Origin of the sequence: Modestobacter sp. NPDC049651, assembly GCF_040659695.1 — a bacterium.
Classification (GTDB): Bacteria; Actinomycetota; Actinomycetes; order Mycobacteriales; family Geodermatophilaceae; genus Modestobacter.
Map to the genome: position 1 here is coordinate 15,233 of NZ_JBFAOG010000012.1, position 15,066 is coordinate 30,298.

The 15,066-nt window shown below is 75.4% G+C and carries 19 protein-coding genes and 1 riboswitch; of the genes, 7 read left to right on the forward strand and 12 right to left on the reverse strand.

Translation table 11 applies throughout. From position 1 onward, the window contains the following. Positions 1-243: SpoIIE family protein phosphatase (locus tag AB0J00_RS15995; RefSeq protein WP_357746296.1), on the forward strand; the 243-nt coding region annotated here is incomplete at its 5' end. Positions 244-252: 9 nt separating this feature from the next. Here the strand turns inward: AB0J00_RS15995 and AB0J00_RS16000 are convergent. From AB0J00_RS16000 to AB0J00_RS16020, 5 genes are all read right to left on the reverse strand, one after another. Further along, positions 253-696, reverse strand: a complete 444-nt coding sequence (locus tag AB0J00_RS16000) for an ATP-binding protein (RefSeq protein WP_357746298.1) — start codon at positions 694-696, stop codon at positions 253-255. A gap of 280 nt (positions 697-976) precedes the next feature. Next, positions 977-1,747 (reverse strand): energy-coupling factor transporter transmembrane component T, encoded by a 771-nt coding sequence (locus AB0J00_RS16005; RefSeq protein ID WP_357746300.1) that lies wholly within the window; start codon positions 1,745-1,747, stop codon positions 977-979. Next, positions 1,744-3,144 (reverse strand): ABC transporter ATP-binding protein, encoded by a 1,401-nt coding sequence (locus tag AB0J00_RS16010; protein ID WP_357746303.1) that lies wholly within the window; start codon positions 3,142-3,144, stop codon positions 1,744-1,746. The genes AB0J00_RS16005 and AB0J00_RS16010 overlap by 4 nt, the downstream gene beginning before the upstream one ends. After that, positions 3,144-3,743 (reverse strand): ECF transporter S component, encoded by a 600-nt coding sequence (locus AB0J00_RS16015; RefSeq protein WP_357746305.1) that lies wholly within the window; start codon positions 3,741-3,743, stop codon positions 3,144-3,146. The genes AB0J00_RS16010 and AB0J00_RS16015 overlap by 1 nt, the downstream gene beginning before the upstream one ends. Continuing rightward, positions 3,741-3,847, reverse strand: a riboswitch (TPP riboswitch). It overlaps the preceding gene by 3 nt. A 17-nt stretch (positions 3,848-3,864) precedes the next feature. Beyond that, complete coding sequence (locus AB0J00_RS16020; RefSeq protein ID WP_357746308.1) at positions 3,865-5,436, reverse strand: S53 family peptidase; 1,572 nt, start codon at positions 5,434-5,436, stop codon at positions 3,865-3,867. Between the two features lie 160 nt (positions 5,437-5,596). Between AB0J00_RS16020 and fabG the strand changes: the two genes are divergently transcribed. After that, positions 5,597-6,352, forward strand: coding sequence for a 3-oxoacyl-ACP reductase FabG (fabG, locus tag AB0J00_RS16025; RefSeq protein ID WP_357746310.1), 756 nt, complete (start codon positions 5,597-5,599; stop codon positions 6,350-6,352). A 103-nt stretch (positions 6,353-6,455) separates the two neighbouring features. Here fabG and AB0J00_RS16030 read toward each other — a convergent pair whose 3' ends face one another. Both AB0J00_RS16030 and AB0J00_RS16035 read right to left on the reverse strand, forming a co-directional pair. Further along, the gene (locus tag AB0J00_RS16030) at positions 6,456-7,238 is read right to left on the reverse strand and encodes an SDR family NAD(P)-dependent oxidoreductase (protein WP_357746313.1); all 783 of its coding nucleotides are present in this window, start codon (positions 7,236-7,238) and stop codon (positions 6,456-6,458) included. A gap of 7 nt (positions 7,239-7,245) precedes the next feature. Further along, complete coding sequence (locus tag AB0J00_RS16035) at positions 7,246-7,794, reverse strand: dihydrofolate reductase family protein (RefSeq protein WP_357746316.1); 549 nt, start codon at positions 7,792-7,794, stop codon at positions 7,246-7,248. A gap of 81 nt (positions 7,795-7,875) precedes the next feature. On the opposite strand from AB0J00_RS16035, the gene AB0J00_RS16040 reads away from it, so the two are divergent. Continuing rightward, the gene (locus tag AB0J00_RS16040) at positions 7,876-8,355 is read left to right on the forward strand and encodes a hypothetical protein (protein WP_357746318.1); all 480 of its coding nucleotides are present in this window, start codon (positions 7,876-7,878) and stop codon (positions 8,353-8,355) included. Beyond that, entirely contained in the window at positions 8,352-8,732 is a 381-nt protein-coding gene (locus AB0J00_RS16045; RefSeq protein ID WP_357746321.1) for a hypothetical protein, read from the forward strand. Before AB0J00_RS16040 ends, AB0J00_RS16045 begins: the two co-directional genes overlap by 4 nt. Here the strand turns inward: AB0J00_RS16045 and AB0J00_RS16050 are convergent. The 3 genes from AB0J00_RS16050 to AB0J00_RS16060 form a co-directional block, all read right to left on the reverse strand. Further along, positions 8,725-10,014: an Nramp family divalent metal transporter gene (locus AB0J00_RS16050; RefSeq protein ID WP_357746323.1), complete on the reverse strand. Its 1,290-nt coding sequence runs from the start codon at positions 10,012-10,014 to the stop codon at positions 8,725-8,727. The genes AB0J00_RS16045 and AB0J00_RS16050 overlap by 8 nt on opposite strands. A 120-nt stretch (positions 10,015-10,134) precedes the next feature. Further along, positions 10,135-10,764, reverse strand: a complete 630-nt coding sequence (locus AB0J00_RS16055; RefSeq protein WP_357746325.1) for a superoxide dismutase — start codon at positions 10,762-10,764, stop codon at positions 10,135-10,137. Between the two features lie 86 nt (positions 10,765-10,850). Continuing rightward, positions 10,851-11,459, reverse strand: coding sequence for a GNAT family N-acetyltransferase (locus AB0J00_RS16060; RefSeq protein ID WP_357746327.1), 609 nt, complete (start codon positions 11,457-11,459; stop codon positions 10,851-10,853). A 55-nt stretch (positions 11,460-11,514) separates the two neighbouring features. Between AB0J00_RS16060 and AB0J00_RS16065 the strand changes: the two genes are divergently transcribed. Together AB0J00_RS16065 and AB0J00_RS16070 are read left to right on the forward strand one after the other, a co-directional pair. Beyond that, a complete protein-coding gene (locus AB0J00_RS16065; protein ID WP_357746330.1) occupies positions 11,515-11,868 on the forward strand; it encodes a VOC family protein in 354 nt (117 codons plus the stop codon). A 23-nt stretch (positions 11,869-11,891) separates the two neighbouring features. Then, positions 11,892-12,659: an MBL fold metallo-hydrolase gene (locus AB0J00_RS16070; protein WP_357746333.1), complete on the forward strand. Its 768-nt coding sequence runs from the start codon at positions 11,892-11,894 to the stop codon at positions 12,657-12,659. Positions 12,660-12,737: 78 nt separating this feature from the next. Here the strand turns inward: AB0J00_RS16070 and AB0J00_RS16075 are convergent, their stop codons facing one another. Both AB0J00_RS16075 and AB0J00_RS16080 read right to left on the reverse strand, forming a co-directional pair. Continuing rightward, positions 12,738-13,220, reverse strand: coding sequence for a PTS glucose transporter subunit IIA (locus AB0J00_RS16075; RefSeq protein WP_357746335.1), 483 nt, complete (start codon positions 13,218-13,220; stop codon positions 12,738-12,740). Continuing rightward, a complete protein-coding gene (locus tag AB0J00_RS16080) occupies positions 13,217-13,447 on the reverse strand; it encodes a glucose PTS transporter subunit EIIB (RefSeq protein WP_357746338.1) in 231 nt (76 codons plus the stop codon). Before AB0J00_RS16080 ends, AB0J00_RS16075 begins: the two co-directional genes overlap by 4 nt. A 225-nt stretch (positions 13,448-13,672) precedes the next feature. Between AB0J00_RS16080 and AB0J00_RS16085 the strand changes: the two genes are divergently transcribed. Continuing rightward, on the forward strand, positions 13,673-14,968 hold the full coding sequence (locus tag AB0J00_RS16085) for a PTS transporter subunit EIIC (protein WP_357746341.1): 1,296 nt from the start codon (positions 13,673-13,675) through the stop codon (positions 14,966-14,968). Positions 14,969-15,066 lie beyond the last annotated feature (98 nt).

The window sequence follows — 15,066 nt, forward strand, 5'->3', positions numbered from 1 at the left end:
GCGCGCAACGAGCACGTGACGCCGCTGCGCCGGGGCGCGACGGTGCTGATGTACACCGACGGCCTGGTGGAGAGCCGGGAGCTGCCGGTCGACGAGGGGGTGGCCCGGCTGCGCGGGCTGCTGGGTGAGCTCGGCGGGCTGCCGCTGGAGCAGCTGTGCGACGAGCTGGTGGCGCGGATGCGCCCGGGCGGCTCGGAGGACGACGTGGCGGTGGTCGCCGTCCGGCTGCGACCCGAGGGCTGAGCAGGCAGGTCAGCGGCGGGGCAGCAGCGCCCAGACGCTCTTCTCGCCGTCGGCGAGGTGCCAGCCGTGGTCGTCGGCCATCTCGGCGATCAGGTACAGCCCCAGACCGCCCTGGCTCGGGTCACGCCCGACCGCGGGCTCCGGCGGCCGGGTCGCGGCCCCGTCGCGGACCTCGACCAGCCAGGCGTCGGCGGTGGCCTGCACGCGGGCGCGCACCCGGCCGCCGCCGTGGCGCAGCGCGTTGGAGGCCATCTCGTCGAAGGCGAGGACGACGGCCTCGTTGCGGTCGGCGACGGCGGCGTCGGCGGGATCGGCGAGCGCGGCCAGGTCGCGGCGCAGCTGGGCGCGGACGCGGGGCAGCTCGGAGATCGAGTTGAGCTGCCAGGTCCAGCCGTCGTGCGCGGGCGGGGGTGGGGACGACGGCCAGGCGAGCCGTGCCGACTGCCCGCTCACGTCGTCTCCCTGCATCCCGGCCGCTGACGACTCAACGGCGAACCCCTGTCTTGGCCCCGGACAGCTCTCCCAAACCTGATCGAGACTGTGAACCACACCTCACCCCGGTTCGCCGTGGGCCGCCGGTCGGCGTCCGCCGTCCCTCTTCTCATCGGCGGGCGGAGGCGCGTTCTGCACGCCAGCGCGGCACCAGCTGCGGACGGGGTCGCTCACGTCGGCCCCGCCCCCGGTCGGTCCTGCACACGCGCACCGTAGGGCACGCGGACCCGGTGCGGAACGGTCAGCCGGCGAAGACCACGTGCCACGACCCGGTGAGCACACCGACCGTGAGGGCAACGGTGCAGACCGCGACCGATGCCGCGACGAACCAGGCGTCGGCGGCCCGCAGCCGCGACCCCCGGGCGTTGCTGCGGGCCAGCCCGGAGCCGAACCCGCGGGCGTCCATCGCGGTGGCCAGCCGGGAGCCGCGCCGCACCGCGCCGACCAGCAGCGTGAAGCCGGTGCCGGCCGCCAGCCGGACGGCGGCCACCGGGTTGCGCCCGGCGTCCACGCCCCGAGCCCGGCGGGCCAGCCGGATCGTCTCGAACTCCGCGGCCAGCAGCGGCACCAGCCGCAGCGCCGCCAGCGCGCCGTAGGCGAACCGGGTGGACACCCGCCAGTGCACGGTCAGCGCGTCGGCCAGCCGCACCGGGTCGGTGCTCACCGCCAGCAGCAGCCCGGGCAGGGCCAGGGCGACCACCCGGACGGCGAGCGCCAGCCCGCCCAGCCACGGGTCGCCACCGGTGCCCGCGCCGAAGGCCACGTTCACCCAGGCCACGCTCGCCGCGCTGAGCAGCAGCGGCCAGGTGCGGCGCAGCACGTCGGCCGGCGAGGTGAGCCCGGCCGCCGGCAGCAGGGTCAGCTCGGCGGCGAGCACCAGCAGCGGCGTCACCAGCCCGCCGCTGACCAGCAGCACCACGGTGACCACCACGATCGCGGTGAGCTGGGCGACCGGGTTCACCGCCGACAGCCGCACCGGCCGGGCGGCGCCCAGGGTGAGCGGGGCGCTCACCGGGCGCCCACCGGGGCGCCGAGCGCGAGCTCGTCGTCGGCGAGGGCGGCGACCACCACCGGGTCGTGGGTGACCAGGCACAGCGCCCGGTCGTCGTCCTGCTGCTCGGCCAGCAGCGCCACCAGCTCCGCCCAGGTCTCCCGGTCCTGCCCGAAGGTCGGCTCGTCGAGCACCAGCACCGAGGGCCGGGTGGCCAGCGCGGTCGCCACCGACAGCCGCCGCTGCTGACCGCCGGAGAGGGTGAACGGGTTGGCCTCGGCCAGCGCGGCCAGCCCCAGCCGGTCCATCAGCTCCTCGGCCCGCCGGCGGGCGTCGGCGTCGCCGCTGCCGGCGCGCAGCGGGCCCAGCGACAGCTCGTCGCGCACCCGGCCGGTGAGGAACTGGTGCTCGGGGTCCTGGAACACCGTGCCGATCCGGGTGACCAGCTCCGCGGCGCGCCAGCGGGCCGGCTCCCGGTCCGGCCGCCGCAGCCCGGCGGTGAGCGCGGGCCCCGCGACCACCCGGCCGGTCGTCGGCGCGCGGAGCCCGGCCAGCAGCAGGGCGAGCGTCGACTTGCCGGTGCCGTTCGGGCCGGTGACGGCGAGCGTGCGGCCGGCCGGCAGGACGACGTCCACCGGCGCCAGCGCCGGGCTCGTGCTGCCGCGGTGGGTGAAGCCGGCCGCCACCGCGGTGACCAGCGGCGGGCCGTCGGCGCGGGCCGGGCGGCGCACCGGCAGCCGCAGCGGCACCGGCCGCCAACCGGGCGGGTGCTCGACGGTGCCGCCGCCGGGCAGCAGCTCGACGACGCGGTCGACCAGGGGCAGCCACGCCGCCACGTCGTGGTCGACGACCACCAGGGTGGCCCGGCGGTCGGCGAGCGCGGAGACGACGGCCTGGCGCACGAGGTCCCCGCCCGGGGGGTCCAGCTGCGCGGTGGGCTCGTCGAGCAGCAGCAGCCCCGGCCCGCCGGCCAGCGCACCGGCCAGCACCAGCCGCTGCTTCTGCCCGCCGGACAGCGCAGCGGTGGGCCGGTCGCGGCCGTACGGGAACCCGACCGCGGCCAGCGCGGCGTCGACCGCGGGCCAGATCTGCGCCGGCGGGGTGCCGGTGTTCTCCAGGCCGAACGCGACGTCGTCCCCGGCCCTGCTCATCACCAGCTGGGCGTCGGGGTCCTGGAACACGATCCCGGTGCCGGAGCTGCCGGTGACGGTGAGCTCGCCCTCGGCGTCCCCGGTCTCCAGGGGCAGCAGGCCGCCGAGGGCGCGCAGCAGCGTCGACTTGCCCGCGCCGGACGCGCCGGTCAGCAGCACCCGCTCACCGGGCCCGACGCGCAGGTCGACGTCCCGTGCGGCCCAGGCCTTGCGCGTGGCGTAGCGGAACCCCCAGCCGGTCAGCCGGACCGCAGCCGGCCCGGCCATCAGACCCGGGTGCGGCCGGCGGCGCCGAACGAGGACAGCGCCCCGCTCGCCGCGAGCGCCCGGGTGAGCAGCATGCCGCCCGCGCCGGCGATCACCGTGGTGCTGGCGACGACCAGCAGCAGGTAGGTGGTCTTCCAGCCCGCCGTCCAGTCCGGGTAGTAGTTGAGGAAGTCCAGCACCGCCGCGGCGACACCGGAGAGCGCGCCTGCCAGCAGCGCCTGCAGCCAGCCGAACCGGCGGTAGCGGAACAGCGCGAACGCGACCTCCGCCGCAGCGCCCTGCAGCAGGCCGTAGAGGATGACCAGGGTGCCGAAGTGCGAGCCCAGCAGCGCCTCGACGGTGGCGCCGATCAGCTCGGCGAACAGCGCGGCGCCGGGCTTGCGCACCACCAGCGGCGCGACGACCGCGGCGATCAGCCACACCCCGTAGAGCACCGCCTGGCTGGGCGGGAAGCCGGCGAACGCCGGGGTGAGGGCGTTCGACAGCAGGCTCCACGCCCAGAAGACGACGCCGAGAGCGACGCCGAGCACGGCGGTGACGACGATGTCGACGGTGCGCCAGCGGGTGCCCGCCGACGGACGGACGGCCGGATCGGCCATGACTCTCTCCAGACTCCCTACGCCGGCATGACCCGGTTCAGGTTCGAGGGTCTGCGGTGGTCCGCACTCTCAGCGCCCCTGCCGGCGCTCCCCTGTCGTGTGTTCTGTTGTGCCGGCGACCTTAGCCGAGGTCGCCGCGCAGCCGCGCCAGAAGGGCCTCGCCGTCGGGTACGCCGAGGCCGGTGCACGGGTCCCAGCCGGGGCCGGCGCGGTAGGCGCCGTTGCTGCCCGTGGTCACGTCGCGCAGGCCCGGCGCCGGCTCTCCGGCCTCCAGGCCGGCGTAGAGCGCGGGCTGCAGCAGACCCGGCCGCCGTCCCAGCGCCTGCGCCAGCCGGCAGGTGAGCGCGCTCCACAGCGGTGAGACGGCGCTGGTCCCGCCGATGACGGTGTCCCGGCCGTCGACCCGCACCTGGTAGCCGGTGGCCGGATCGGCGTCCGCGGCCACGTCGGGCACCCCGCGGCCCGGCCGGCCGGTGTCGGCGTCGCCCGGCACCCCGACCGCGCGCTGCCACTGCGGGACCGGGAACACCGCGCTGACCCCGCCGCCGGTGCCCCCGTTGCCGGCACCGTGGAACCAGACGGTCTCGCTGCGCACCGCCCCGGTCCCGGGGTCGGCGTGCAGCGTCGTGCCGCCGCAGGCGAGGGCGTGCGGGCTGGAGGCGGGGAAGTCGACGTGCGCCTGCCCGTCGGTGGCGTTGTCGGTGCTGCCGTCGTCACCGGACGCGGCGCAGACGGTGACGCCGAGCGCGGCGGCGTCGGCCAGGGCGTCGTCCATCGCGGTGCGCGCCTGCGCGGTCCACTCGTCCTCGCTCTGCCCCCAGCTGATGCTCACCGCGGTCGGCGTCGGGTCGGCGTGCACGGCCGTGCTGAGCGCGTCGAGGAACCCCCGGTCGGTGTTGGGGGCGAAGTAGACGACCAGGTCGGCGCCGGGAGCGAGCGCCCCGGCCACCTCGATGTCCAGCAGCACCTCGCCGTCGGCGCCGTCCGGATCACCCTCCGGGGTGTTCGCGCCGTCGTCCACACCGACCGCGGTCACCCGCGGCGGGTCGGTCAGGCCGATCGACTGCCAGTACGCGGCGAGGTCGGCGTCGGTGTAGCCACCGCCGAGCTCCAGGACGGCCAGCGTCTGCCCGCTGCCGTCGGTGCCGGCGGGGAACCGGTAGACCCGGCCGAGCTCCAGCGGGCTGAACGTGGTGTCGACGGCCGTGGCCGGCCGGAACAGGGCACGGGCCTGCGGCCGGTCGTCGAGGCCGAGCACGGCGGTGACGATCTCGGCGAGCGGTGCGGGCACCGCCAGCGGCCCGCTGCGCTGGCGGTGGGTGACCGGTCGGCCGGTGACCGGGTCCGGCGACCGCACCTCCGCGAGGTCCGCGGCGAACACCCGGCGCAGCGTCGCGACGTCGCCGCGCACGTGCACCCGGCGCGAGGCGGCGTCCTCGTCGACCACCTCGAGCCCCTCCGCGGTGAGCGCGGCGCGCACGGCGGCCAGGTCGGCGGGGTCGGCACCGTAGGCGGCAGCGAGCTCCTCGCGGCTGAGCGGCGCACGGGCCGGGCCGGCCGGGGGCAGCTCGGCGCGGCGGCGCAGGACGACCGTGACGTCCACCGGGGCGCTGGGGTCGAGGTCGCCCGCCGGGCGGGCGGCGGGGAGCGGGCGGCGGGTGCTGCCGGGCAGCTGCGGGCGGTCGTCGGCCATGCAGGCAGGGTGCGCCCGGGGGCCGACAGTTGCGCGGCGGGACGGCGTGTTGCCGGCCTCCCGCACCGGCCCCGGCAGGAGCCCGCACGCGGCTGGTGCTATGCCTGTGGGGGACACGGCGCGCCTCCGCGCGCCCACCACGACTCGACGAGGAGACGCAGTGGCACAGCAGAGGACGGCGATCGTCACCGGCGCGGCGCGCGGGATCGGCGCGGCCATCGCCAAGCGGCTGGCATCCGACGGCATGCAGGTCGCGGTGCTCGACCTGGACGAGGGCGCCTGCGCGGGCACCGTCGAGGCGATCCAGGGCGCCGGCGGCGAGGCGCTGGCCGTGGGCGCGAACGTCGCCGACGAGGCCAGCGTGACCGCCGCCGTCGAGCGGGTCGCCCAGGAGCTCGGCGCCCCGACGGTGCTGGTGAACAACGCCGGGATCACCCGCGACAACCTGCTGTTCAAGATGTCGGTCGACGACTGGGACGCCGTCCTGGGTGTGCACCTGCGCGGCGCCTTCCTGATGAGCCGGGCCGCCCAGAAGCACATGGTCGCCGCCGAGTGGGGCCGGATCGTCAACCTCTCCAGCGTCTCCGCGCTGGGCAACCGCGGCCAGGTCAACTACTCCGCGGCGAAGGCCGGCATGCAGGGCTTCACCAAGACCCTGGCCATCGAGCTGGGCCGCTACAACGTCACCGCGAACGCCATCGCCCCGGGCTTCATCGAGACCGAGATGACGATCGCGACCGCCGAGCGGGTGGGCGTGCCGTTCGAGCAGTTCAAGGAGATGGCCGCCAAGGAGATCCCGGTGCACCGGGTCGGCCAGCCCGAGGACATCGCGCACACGGTGTCGTTCTTCACCAGCGAGGCGGCCGGGTTCGTGTCCGGCCAGGTCATCTACGTCGCCGGCGGCCCCCGCGCCTGAGGCAGTGATCAGGTGACCTGATCACCGGCTGGCCCCCTGCAGCAGCGTTGGTGCAGGGGGCCAGTCGTGGATCAGGGGACCTGATCCACGCTGCGGGCCCCGCTCAGCCCTCGGTGCGGCGGTCGGGCCCGCCGTGCAGGCCGCGGCGGGCCATCGCGGCGGTCAGCGCCGTCCACGCCCGCGGCGGCACCAGCCGGGCGGTCTTCATGAGCAGCGCCATCGGCAGCGGGAAGACGATCTCCGCCTTGTCCCGGGCGATGCCGTCGGCGATCGTGCGCGCCGCGGCGTCCACCTCGACCCGGAACGGCATCGGGAACCGGTTCCGGTCGGTCATCCGGGTGCGCACGAAGCCGGGGTTGACCGTCTGGACGACGACGCCGCGCGGGGCCAGCGACCCGCGCAGGCTCTCCAGCAGGCTGATCAGCGCGGCCTTGCCGGCGTTGTAGGCCTCGGAGCCGGGCAGCCCGCGGTAGCCGGCGACCGACGCCACGCCCACCAGCCGCCCCCGCCCGGCGGCGAGCATCTGCGGCACCACCGCCTCGAAGGTGTGCACCGCACCCATCACGTTGACCTGCAGGTGCTCGGCGAACAGGTCGGAGTCCCACGGTTCCACGTGGAACCGCGACCAGGTGCCGGCGTTGGCCACCACCACGTCCAGCCCGCCCAGCGCCTCGCGCACCCGCTGCCCGGCGGCGACGGTGGCCGCCCGGTCGGTCACGTCGACCGGGACGGCGACCATCCGGTCCCCGGCCACCGCGGCGAGCTGCTCGGCGGTGCGGGCGCTGACCGCCACGCGCGCGCCGCGGTCGGCGAGCTCGGCCGCGAGCGCCGCGCCGATGCCGGTCGACGCGCCGGTGACCCAGATCCGTGCTCCCGCGATCTCCACGGTCAGATCATGCGGCCGCGGGTCCGTAGGTGAGGTGGGCGACCCCGTTGCTCAGCTGCTCGCTGCCGAGCAGGGCCAGCCGCTGCGCCGTCCCCTCGGGGAACAGCCGGAGCCCGGTGCCGACCGCCAGCGGGTAGACGTACAGGTGCAGCTCGTCGACCAGGCCGTCGGCCAGCAGCGCGCGCACCAGGGTGGCGCTGCCGCTGACGTACAGGTCGCCCTCGTCCTTCAGGGCGCGGATGCGGGCTGCGTCGTAGCCGCCGATCGAGGTCGAGTTCCGCCACACCGGCTCGGCGTCGGCCAGCGTCGAGCTGACCACGTACTTGGGAGTGTCGTTGAAGAACGGGGCACCGGGGTCGTCCTCGGCGGTGCGGGTCGACCAGGCCGGCGCGAACATCTCGAAGGTCCGCCGGCCGAGCAGGATGCCCTGGGCCGGGGCGGTGATCGCGCCGATGGAGGCGGACAGGTCGTCGGGGAAGCCGTAGTCCATCGTCCACATCGGGGCGTCGACGACGCCGTCGACGGTGGTGAACTCGTGGACCCTGATCGCGCCCATGTGCTGCTCCTCGCTCGGTGGGGTGTCGAGGGGGAGACGGTGCCAGGTCGCCGTTCTCATCGGTGCGGGCAGGATGCGGGCATGCCCAAGCGCTCGCAGCCCCGCCGGTCCGCGCCGCCGTCGCCGGGGGTCGGGCACGGCGAGTACGTCGTCTACCCGGGCACCCGGGCGGAGGTCTACGACCTGCTCGAGCGGCTCAGCGCCGCCGCCGGCGACTCCCCGGACTTCGGGACGCCGGGGCTGAGCCTGGACCGCACCCGCGTGACGGTGCGCTGGTTCGGGGAGCTGCCCGGCCGCGTGCAGCAGGTGGTCGACTCCGCCCCCGCGGGGCTGGCGGTCACCGTGGTCGGCACCGCGTTCCGGCCCGGCGAGCTGCGGGACGAGGCGGCTCGGCTCGCGGCGGGGCACCCCGGTCTGGTCGGCGCGGCCGCCGCCCGGCCGGAGGGCGACGGGATCGAGCTGGTCGTGCCGGCGGACGTCGCGGCGGAGGCCGGGGGTCCCGAGCCGGCGGTGGCCGGGGTCAGCAGCGCGTTCCCGCTGTTCGCCGAGGTCGGGGAGTGACGGACGCCGACGGGCTGCTGGTGTCGGCGTCCTGCTGGCTCGACGGGCCGGTGGACCTGCTCACCGACGCCGGCCGCGCCGCGCTGACCACCGACGCCCACGGCCGCCCGGTGCTGCACCTGCCGACCGCCCGGGTGGAGGCCGCCGACCCGGTGGCCCGGCAGCTGGCGCTGGAGCAGGTGCTCCGCGGGGCGCTGGACCAGCTCGCGGCCTGCGGCGTGTACCCCGACCTGGTCCGGACGGCGGGCGCCCAGGTGCGGCTCTCGCTCTCGCTCTGCCCGGTCGACGGCTCGGCCGGGGTGGTGCTCGCCGCCGACATGCTGCTGCCCTGGCTGCGGCTGGGGGCCGACGTCTTCGTCGACGCCCAGGTCAGCTGACGAAGCCGGCCAGCAGGTAGAGGTTCAGCCCGACCACCAGGGCGGCGACGAGCGCGCCGGTCACCGTGGTGACCCGGCGGTTCACCCAGGCGCCCATCAGCGACCGCTTGCTGGTCAGCCAGACCAGCGGCACCAGCGCGAACGGAATGCCGAAGCAGAGCACGACCTGCGACCAGACCAGCGCCTGCGTGGGGTCGACACCCAGGCACAGCACCAGCAGCGCCGGCGCCAGGGTGACCAGCCGGCGGGCCAGCACCGGGATGTGCCGGCGCAGGAACCCGGCCATCACCACCTGGCCGGCGTGCGTGCCCACCGACGACGCGGCCAGCCCGGAGGCCAGCAGCGCCAGCGCGAAGGCGATCGAGGCGCCGCGGCCCAGCTGGTCGCCGAGCCCGGCGTGCACGCTCTCCAGCGAGCTGATCTCCGGGTCGCCGGTGAACAGCTGCGCGGCGATCACCAGCATCGCGGCGTTCACCAGGCCGGCCAGCCCCATCGCCAGCAGCACGTCGAGCCGCTGGGTGCGCAGCAGGCGGCGGCGTCCGGCCGACGTCCGCCCGGCGGTGACGACGTCCCCGTACCGGCCCGGGGTGAGCGCGGAGTGCACGTAGATGACGTGCGGCATGACCGTGGCGCCGAGGATGCCGGTGGCCAGCAGCAGGCTGTCGGTGCCGGCGAAGCCGGGGACCATGCCCGACGCCACCCCGCCCGGGTCGATGCCGGAGCCGATCAGCGTGTAGCCGAAGCCCAGACCGATGACCAGCAGCAGCCCGGTGATGACCCGCTCGAACGGCCGGTGCCCGCGGGACTGCGCCGCCAGCAGGCCGAACGCGACGACTGCGGTGATAACCCCACCGATCGGCAGCGGCACGCCGAAGAGCAGGTTCAGCGCGACCGCGCCGCCGACGACCTCGGCCAGGTCGGTGGCGATGGCGACCGCCTCGGCCTGCGCCCACAGGCACCGGACGGCGGGCTTCGGGAGCTGCTCGCGGCAGTTGGTGGCCAGGTCGCGGCCGGTGGCCAGGCCCAGCTTGGCGGTGAGCGCCTGGATGAGCATCGCCATCAGGTTGGCGGCGACGATCACCCACAGCAGCTTGTAGCCGAAGCCGGCGCCGCCGGCGAAGTTGGTGGCGAAGTTGCCGGGGTCGACGTAGGCGACGGCGGCGACGAACGCCGGGCCGAGCATCGCCCAGGTGCGCACGCGGGACCGCTTCGCCGGTGCCGGCCGGCTGCCGACCAGGGTGGTCGTCGAGAGGACGGCGGCCTCGGTCTTGGAGAGGAACATGCGGACCTCCAGCGGGGCGGTGGGGCGGGTGGCAGCGGGCGGCTGGCTCTACCGGGTTGCCCTGACCCCGGGGACCGGTGGGGCCGACCTGTGGCCCCCGGGGGTCAGGCGAGCCTCAGCTCAGAGCGCGGGGACGACCAGGCCGCTGGTCGCCCTCCGGGCGCGCTCGAAGCGCTGCTGCACGTCGGCCCAGTTGACGACGTTCCACCACGCCGTGACGTAGTCGCCCTTGACGTTCTGGTAGTCGAGGTAGAACGCGTGCTCCCACATGTCGAGCAGGAGGATCGGCGACAGGCCGAGCGCCAGGTTGCTCTGGTGGTCGTACAGCTGGTTGACCAGCAGCTCCTGGCCGACCGAGTCCCAGGTGAGGGCGGCCCAGCCGGAGCCCTGGACGCCGAGGGCGACCGCGGTGAAGTGCGCCTGGAACGCCTCGAACCCGCCGAACTGCTGGTCGATGGCGGCGGCGATCTCGCCGTCGGGCCGGCCGGCCCCGTCGGGGGTCATGTTCGGCCAGAACACCGAGTGGTTGACGTGCCCGGCGAGGTTGAACGCCAGGTTCTTCGACGCCTGGTTCACCGTGTCGAACGAGTTGCCCGCCCGTGCGTCGGCGAGCTTCTCCAGCGCCGTGTTCGCCCCGCTCACGTAGGTGGCGTGGTGCTTGTCGTGGTGCAGCTCCATGATGCGGCCGCTGATGTGCGGCTCGAGGGCGCTGTGGTCGTAGGGCAGGTCGGGCAGGGTGTACTCGGGCACGGGGTCTCCTCCGTCGCGGCGTGCGGACGGAGCAGGTCGTCCCCCGCCGCGTCGTCACCCCCGTGCCGACCCGTGGCCCCCGGGGGTCAGTCGCGGCGGGGCTGGCGGACGAGGGTCCAGATGGGCAGCTCGTGGTCGACCGCGGTGCGGGTGCTGTGCGTGACGGCGAAGCCGGACCGCTGCAGCCAGCGGACGACGGTCGAGGTGTAGACCGTCGCCGCGGCCGGCACCCCGTCGGCGTCGCAGCGGTCGAGCACCGGCTGCAGCACCGCCGCGCCCAGCCCGGCGTGCCGGTACGCCGGCCGGGTGCCCACCGCGGTCAGCCACCAGTGCGGCACCTCGGGCCGGCCGAGCGCGCCCATCCGCTCGCTGGCCAGCACCACCGGCTGGCGGGCGCCGAACACCCGCGGGAGGTCCCGGTCGATGACCGCCTGCAGGTCGGCGGCGTGCGGGCCGGCGTCCGGCGCGACCCACGCGGCCGCGGCGGTGACGTCGTCGGTCACCCACGCCGTGCCGTCCAGCACCGGCACCAGCGCGCCCCACAGCTCCGCCCACCGCGACAGCCGCTGGGTGCGGCCGTCCTCCGGCAGCGCCCACGACGTCCACCGGTAGTCGGGGTAGGCCTGCGCCAGCGTGGCGGCCATGCGGGGGACGTCGGAGCGCTGCGCGAGCCGGACGACGGGGGAGTCGGTCACCGCCCGATCCCACCACGCGCCCCACGGCCGCCGCCGCCCTGGCACGATCCGCGGCATGGAGCGCGTGCTCGGCATCGGTGGTCTGTTCCTCCGTGCGACCGACCCGGTGGCCCTGGGCGCCTGGTACCGGGAGGCGCTGGGCCTCGACGCCGACGAGCACGGCCTGTGGGAGCCGGACGCCGGGCCGACGGTGTTCGCCGCCTTCGCACCCGGCACCGGCCCCTTCGGCTCACCGGCCCAGTCGGCGGCGGTCAACTTCCGGGTGCGCGACCTCGACGCGATGCTCGCCCAGCTCCGCGCCCACGGCGCCGAGGTCGCCGCGGAGACGGAGGAGATGCCCGGCGTCGGCCGGTTCGGCTGGGTCACCGACCCGGAGGGCAACCGGGTCGAGCTCTGGCAGCCGGAGTGAGCCCGGCGTGGGACGGTGGCCCCGTGTCCCCTTCGCTCGCCGTGACGCTCACCGGAGGACCCACCGCGCTGCTTGAGCTGGGCGGCGTCCGCCTGCTGGTCGACCCCACCTTCGACCCGCCCGGTGACCACCCCGTCGGCGACCGGGTGCTCACCAAGACCGCCGGCCCGGCGCTGACCGCCGCGCAGCTCGGCCCGGTCGACGCGGTGCTGCTCAGCCACGACCAGCACCCGGACAACCTGGACCTGTCCGGCCGGGCGCTGCTCGCCGGCGTCCCGCTGGTGCTCACCACCGCGGTCGGCGCCGAGCGGCTCGGCGGCACCGCCCGGGCGCTCGCCACCGGCGAGACGGTCGCGGTCGGCGACGTCTCGGTCACCGGGGTGCCCGCCCGGCACGGCCCGCCCGGCGCCGAGGCGCTGGCCGGCCCGGTCACCGGCTTCGTGCTCTCCGGCGACGGCCTGCCCACCGTCTACGTCAGCGGCGACAACGCCGCGCTGGAGGCCGTCGACGCGGTCGCGGCGTCGTTCCACGAGGTCGAGGTGGCCGTGCTGTTCGCCGGCGCCGCCCGCACCGCGCTGTTCGACCGGGCGCCGCTCACCCTCACCGCCGACGGCGTGGTCGAGGCGGTGCGCCGGCTGGGCGGCCCGCGGGTGGTCGTCGTCCACGCCGACTCGTGGGCGCACTTCAGCGAGAACCGGGACGACGTCGTCCGCGCGCTCACCGCCGCCGGTCTCGCCGACCGGCTGGTCGACACCCCCGCCGGTCAGCGCGTCGAGCTGCCCCGCGGCTGATCCGCTTCCGCGTTGATCATGGGCGAGTGGTCCCCGGACACGCCGCCAACCGGCGTGTCGACGGCCGTCCGCCCATGATCAACGCGGCGGGGCGGGCCAGGTGAACAGCAGGTCGCCCGGCTCCACCGCGCGGGACTCCACCGGCGGCACGGTGTCGGCGGCGGCGTCCATCACCACCACCGGGGTCACCGGCGAGTAGCCGGCGGCCCGCACCGCGGCGACGTCCACGCTGACCAGGTGCTGGCCCGCCGTCACCTCGTCGCCCTCGGCGACGTGCAGGGTGAACGGAGCGCCGGCCATCTTCACCGTGTCGATGCCCAGGTGCACGAGCACTCCGCGGCCGGAGGCGTGCAGCACGATGAACGCGTGCGGGTGCAGCTTGAGCAGCCGCCCGCCCACCGGCGCGAACACGTCGAGCAGCCCGGCGTCCGCGGCCGGCTCCACGCCCACGCCCGCGCCGACCAGTGACCCGGCGAAGACCGGGTCGGGCACCTCGGTGATCGGCAGCACCCGCCCGGCCAGCGGCGCGGCCACCTCCAGCGTCGCCGCCGGCGCGGTCACAGCAGGTCGTTGACGTCGTCGGCGAGCATGTCGGCCTCCGGGCCGACGACCACCTGGACGACGCGGCCGGCCACCAGCACGCCGTGCGCGCCGGCCTTCTTCAGCGCTGCCTCGTCGACCAGCGACGCGTCCTTCACCTCGGTGCGCAGCCGGGTGATGCAGCCCTCGACGTCCTCGATGTTCGCGGCGCCGCCCAGCCCCGCGACGATGTCCTCGGCCTTGCCCACGTGGTGCTCCTCCCCGCGGCCGTCGGCCGCGCAGCTCGGTGTCGGGTCGTAGGAGTACGGCACACGACCAGCCGGCGTCCAGGGTGTTGACAGCAGGCCGGCAGGCCCGCCATCCTCCCCGACCAACTGGTCATGACCGGACGGTACCGGTTGGGCGGCACCCGAGGGAACGGCCAGCGAACAGCTTCTCCAGGTCGACGACGCCCCCACTCCCGAGGAGACCCCATGACCGCCCTGGCCTCCGCGCCACCCACGGACCGCCGAGGACTCGCCGGCCTCCAGCGCCTGGGCCGCAGCCTCATGCTGCCCATCGCCGCCCTCCCGGCGGCGGGGCTGCTGCTGCGGCTCGGCCAGGCCGACATGCTCGGCCGCTGGGACGCCCTGAAGAACGTCGCCGCGGTGCTCGCCGCCGCCGGTGGCGCTCTCTTCGACAACCTGCCGCTGATCTTCGCCGTCGGCATCGCGATCGGCTGGGCCAAGAAGGCGGACGGCTCCACCGCGCTGGCCGCGGTCGTCGGTTACCTGGTGCTGTCCAACGTCTTCAAGGCGATGAGCCCGATCATCCTGGGCGCTGCGCCCGAGGGCGAGGAGCAGCCGCTCATCAACTTCGGCGTCCTCGGCGGCATCCTCGTCGGGCTCATCACCGCGGTGCTCTGGCAGCGCTACTACCGGATCAAGCTGCCCACCTACCTGGCCTTCTTCGGCGGCCGGCGGTTCGTGCCGATCATCACCGCGGTCGCCATGATGCTGCTCGCGGTGGTCATGTCGTTCGTCTACAAGCCCTTCGACTCCGGGCTGACCAACCTCGGCGAGGCGGTCGACGGCAACACGGTGGTCGGTGGCGGCATCTTCGGCGTGGTCAACCGGCTGCTCCTGCCGCTGGGCCTGCACCACATCATCAACACCGTCGTCTGGTTCACCCTGGGCGACTACAAGGTCGGTGACGTCACCTACCACGGCGACATCGCCCGGTTCTTCCACGACGACCCGACCGCCGGCACGTTCATGACCGGCTTCTTCCCGATCATGATGTTCGCGCTGCCGGCCGCCGCGATCGCCATCTGGCGCGAGGCCCGCCCCGAGCAGCGCAAGATCGTCGGCGGCGTGATGCTGTCGACCGCGCTGACCGCGTTCCTCACCGGCATCACCGAGCCGCTGGAGTTCTCCTTCCTGTTCGTGGCCTGGCCGCTGTACCTGGTGCACGCGCTGCTCACCGGCACCTCGCTGGCGCTGACCAACGCGCTGGGCATCCACGACGGGTTCAGCTTCTCCGCGGGCGCCATCGACTACCTGCTCAACTTCGGGCAGGCCGACAAGCCGCTGCTGATCATCCCGATCGGGCTGGCCTACGCGGTCGTCTACTACGTGCTGTTCCGCTTCGTGATCCGCAAGTGGAACCTGCGGACGCCGGGCCGCGAGGAGGAGACCGCGGACGCGCCGGCCACCGCCGACGAGCCGGTGGCCGCCGGTGCCGCGACCGAGCCGCCCGCCGTCGCGGGCACCGCGGAGAGCCGGCACTGACCAGCACCGACCGGCCGGCCGCGGTCTCCTCCTCGCGGCCCGGCGTCCCCAGGTTCCACTTGCGGATCACGAAGCGGAACAGCACGTAGTAGACGACC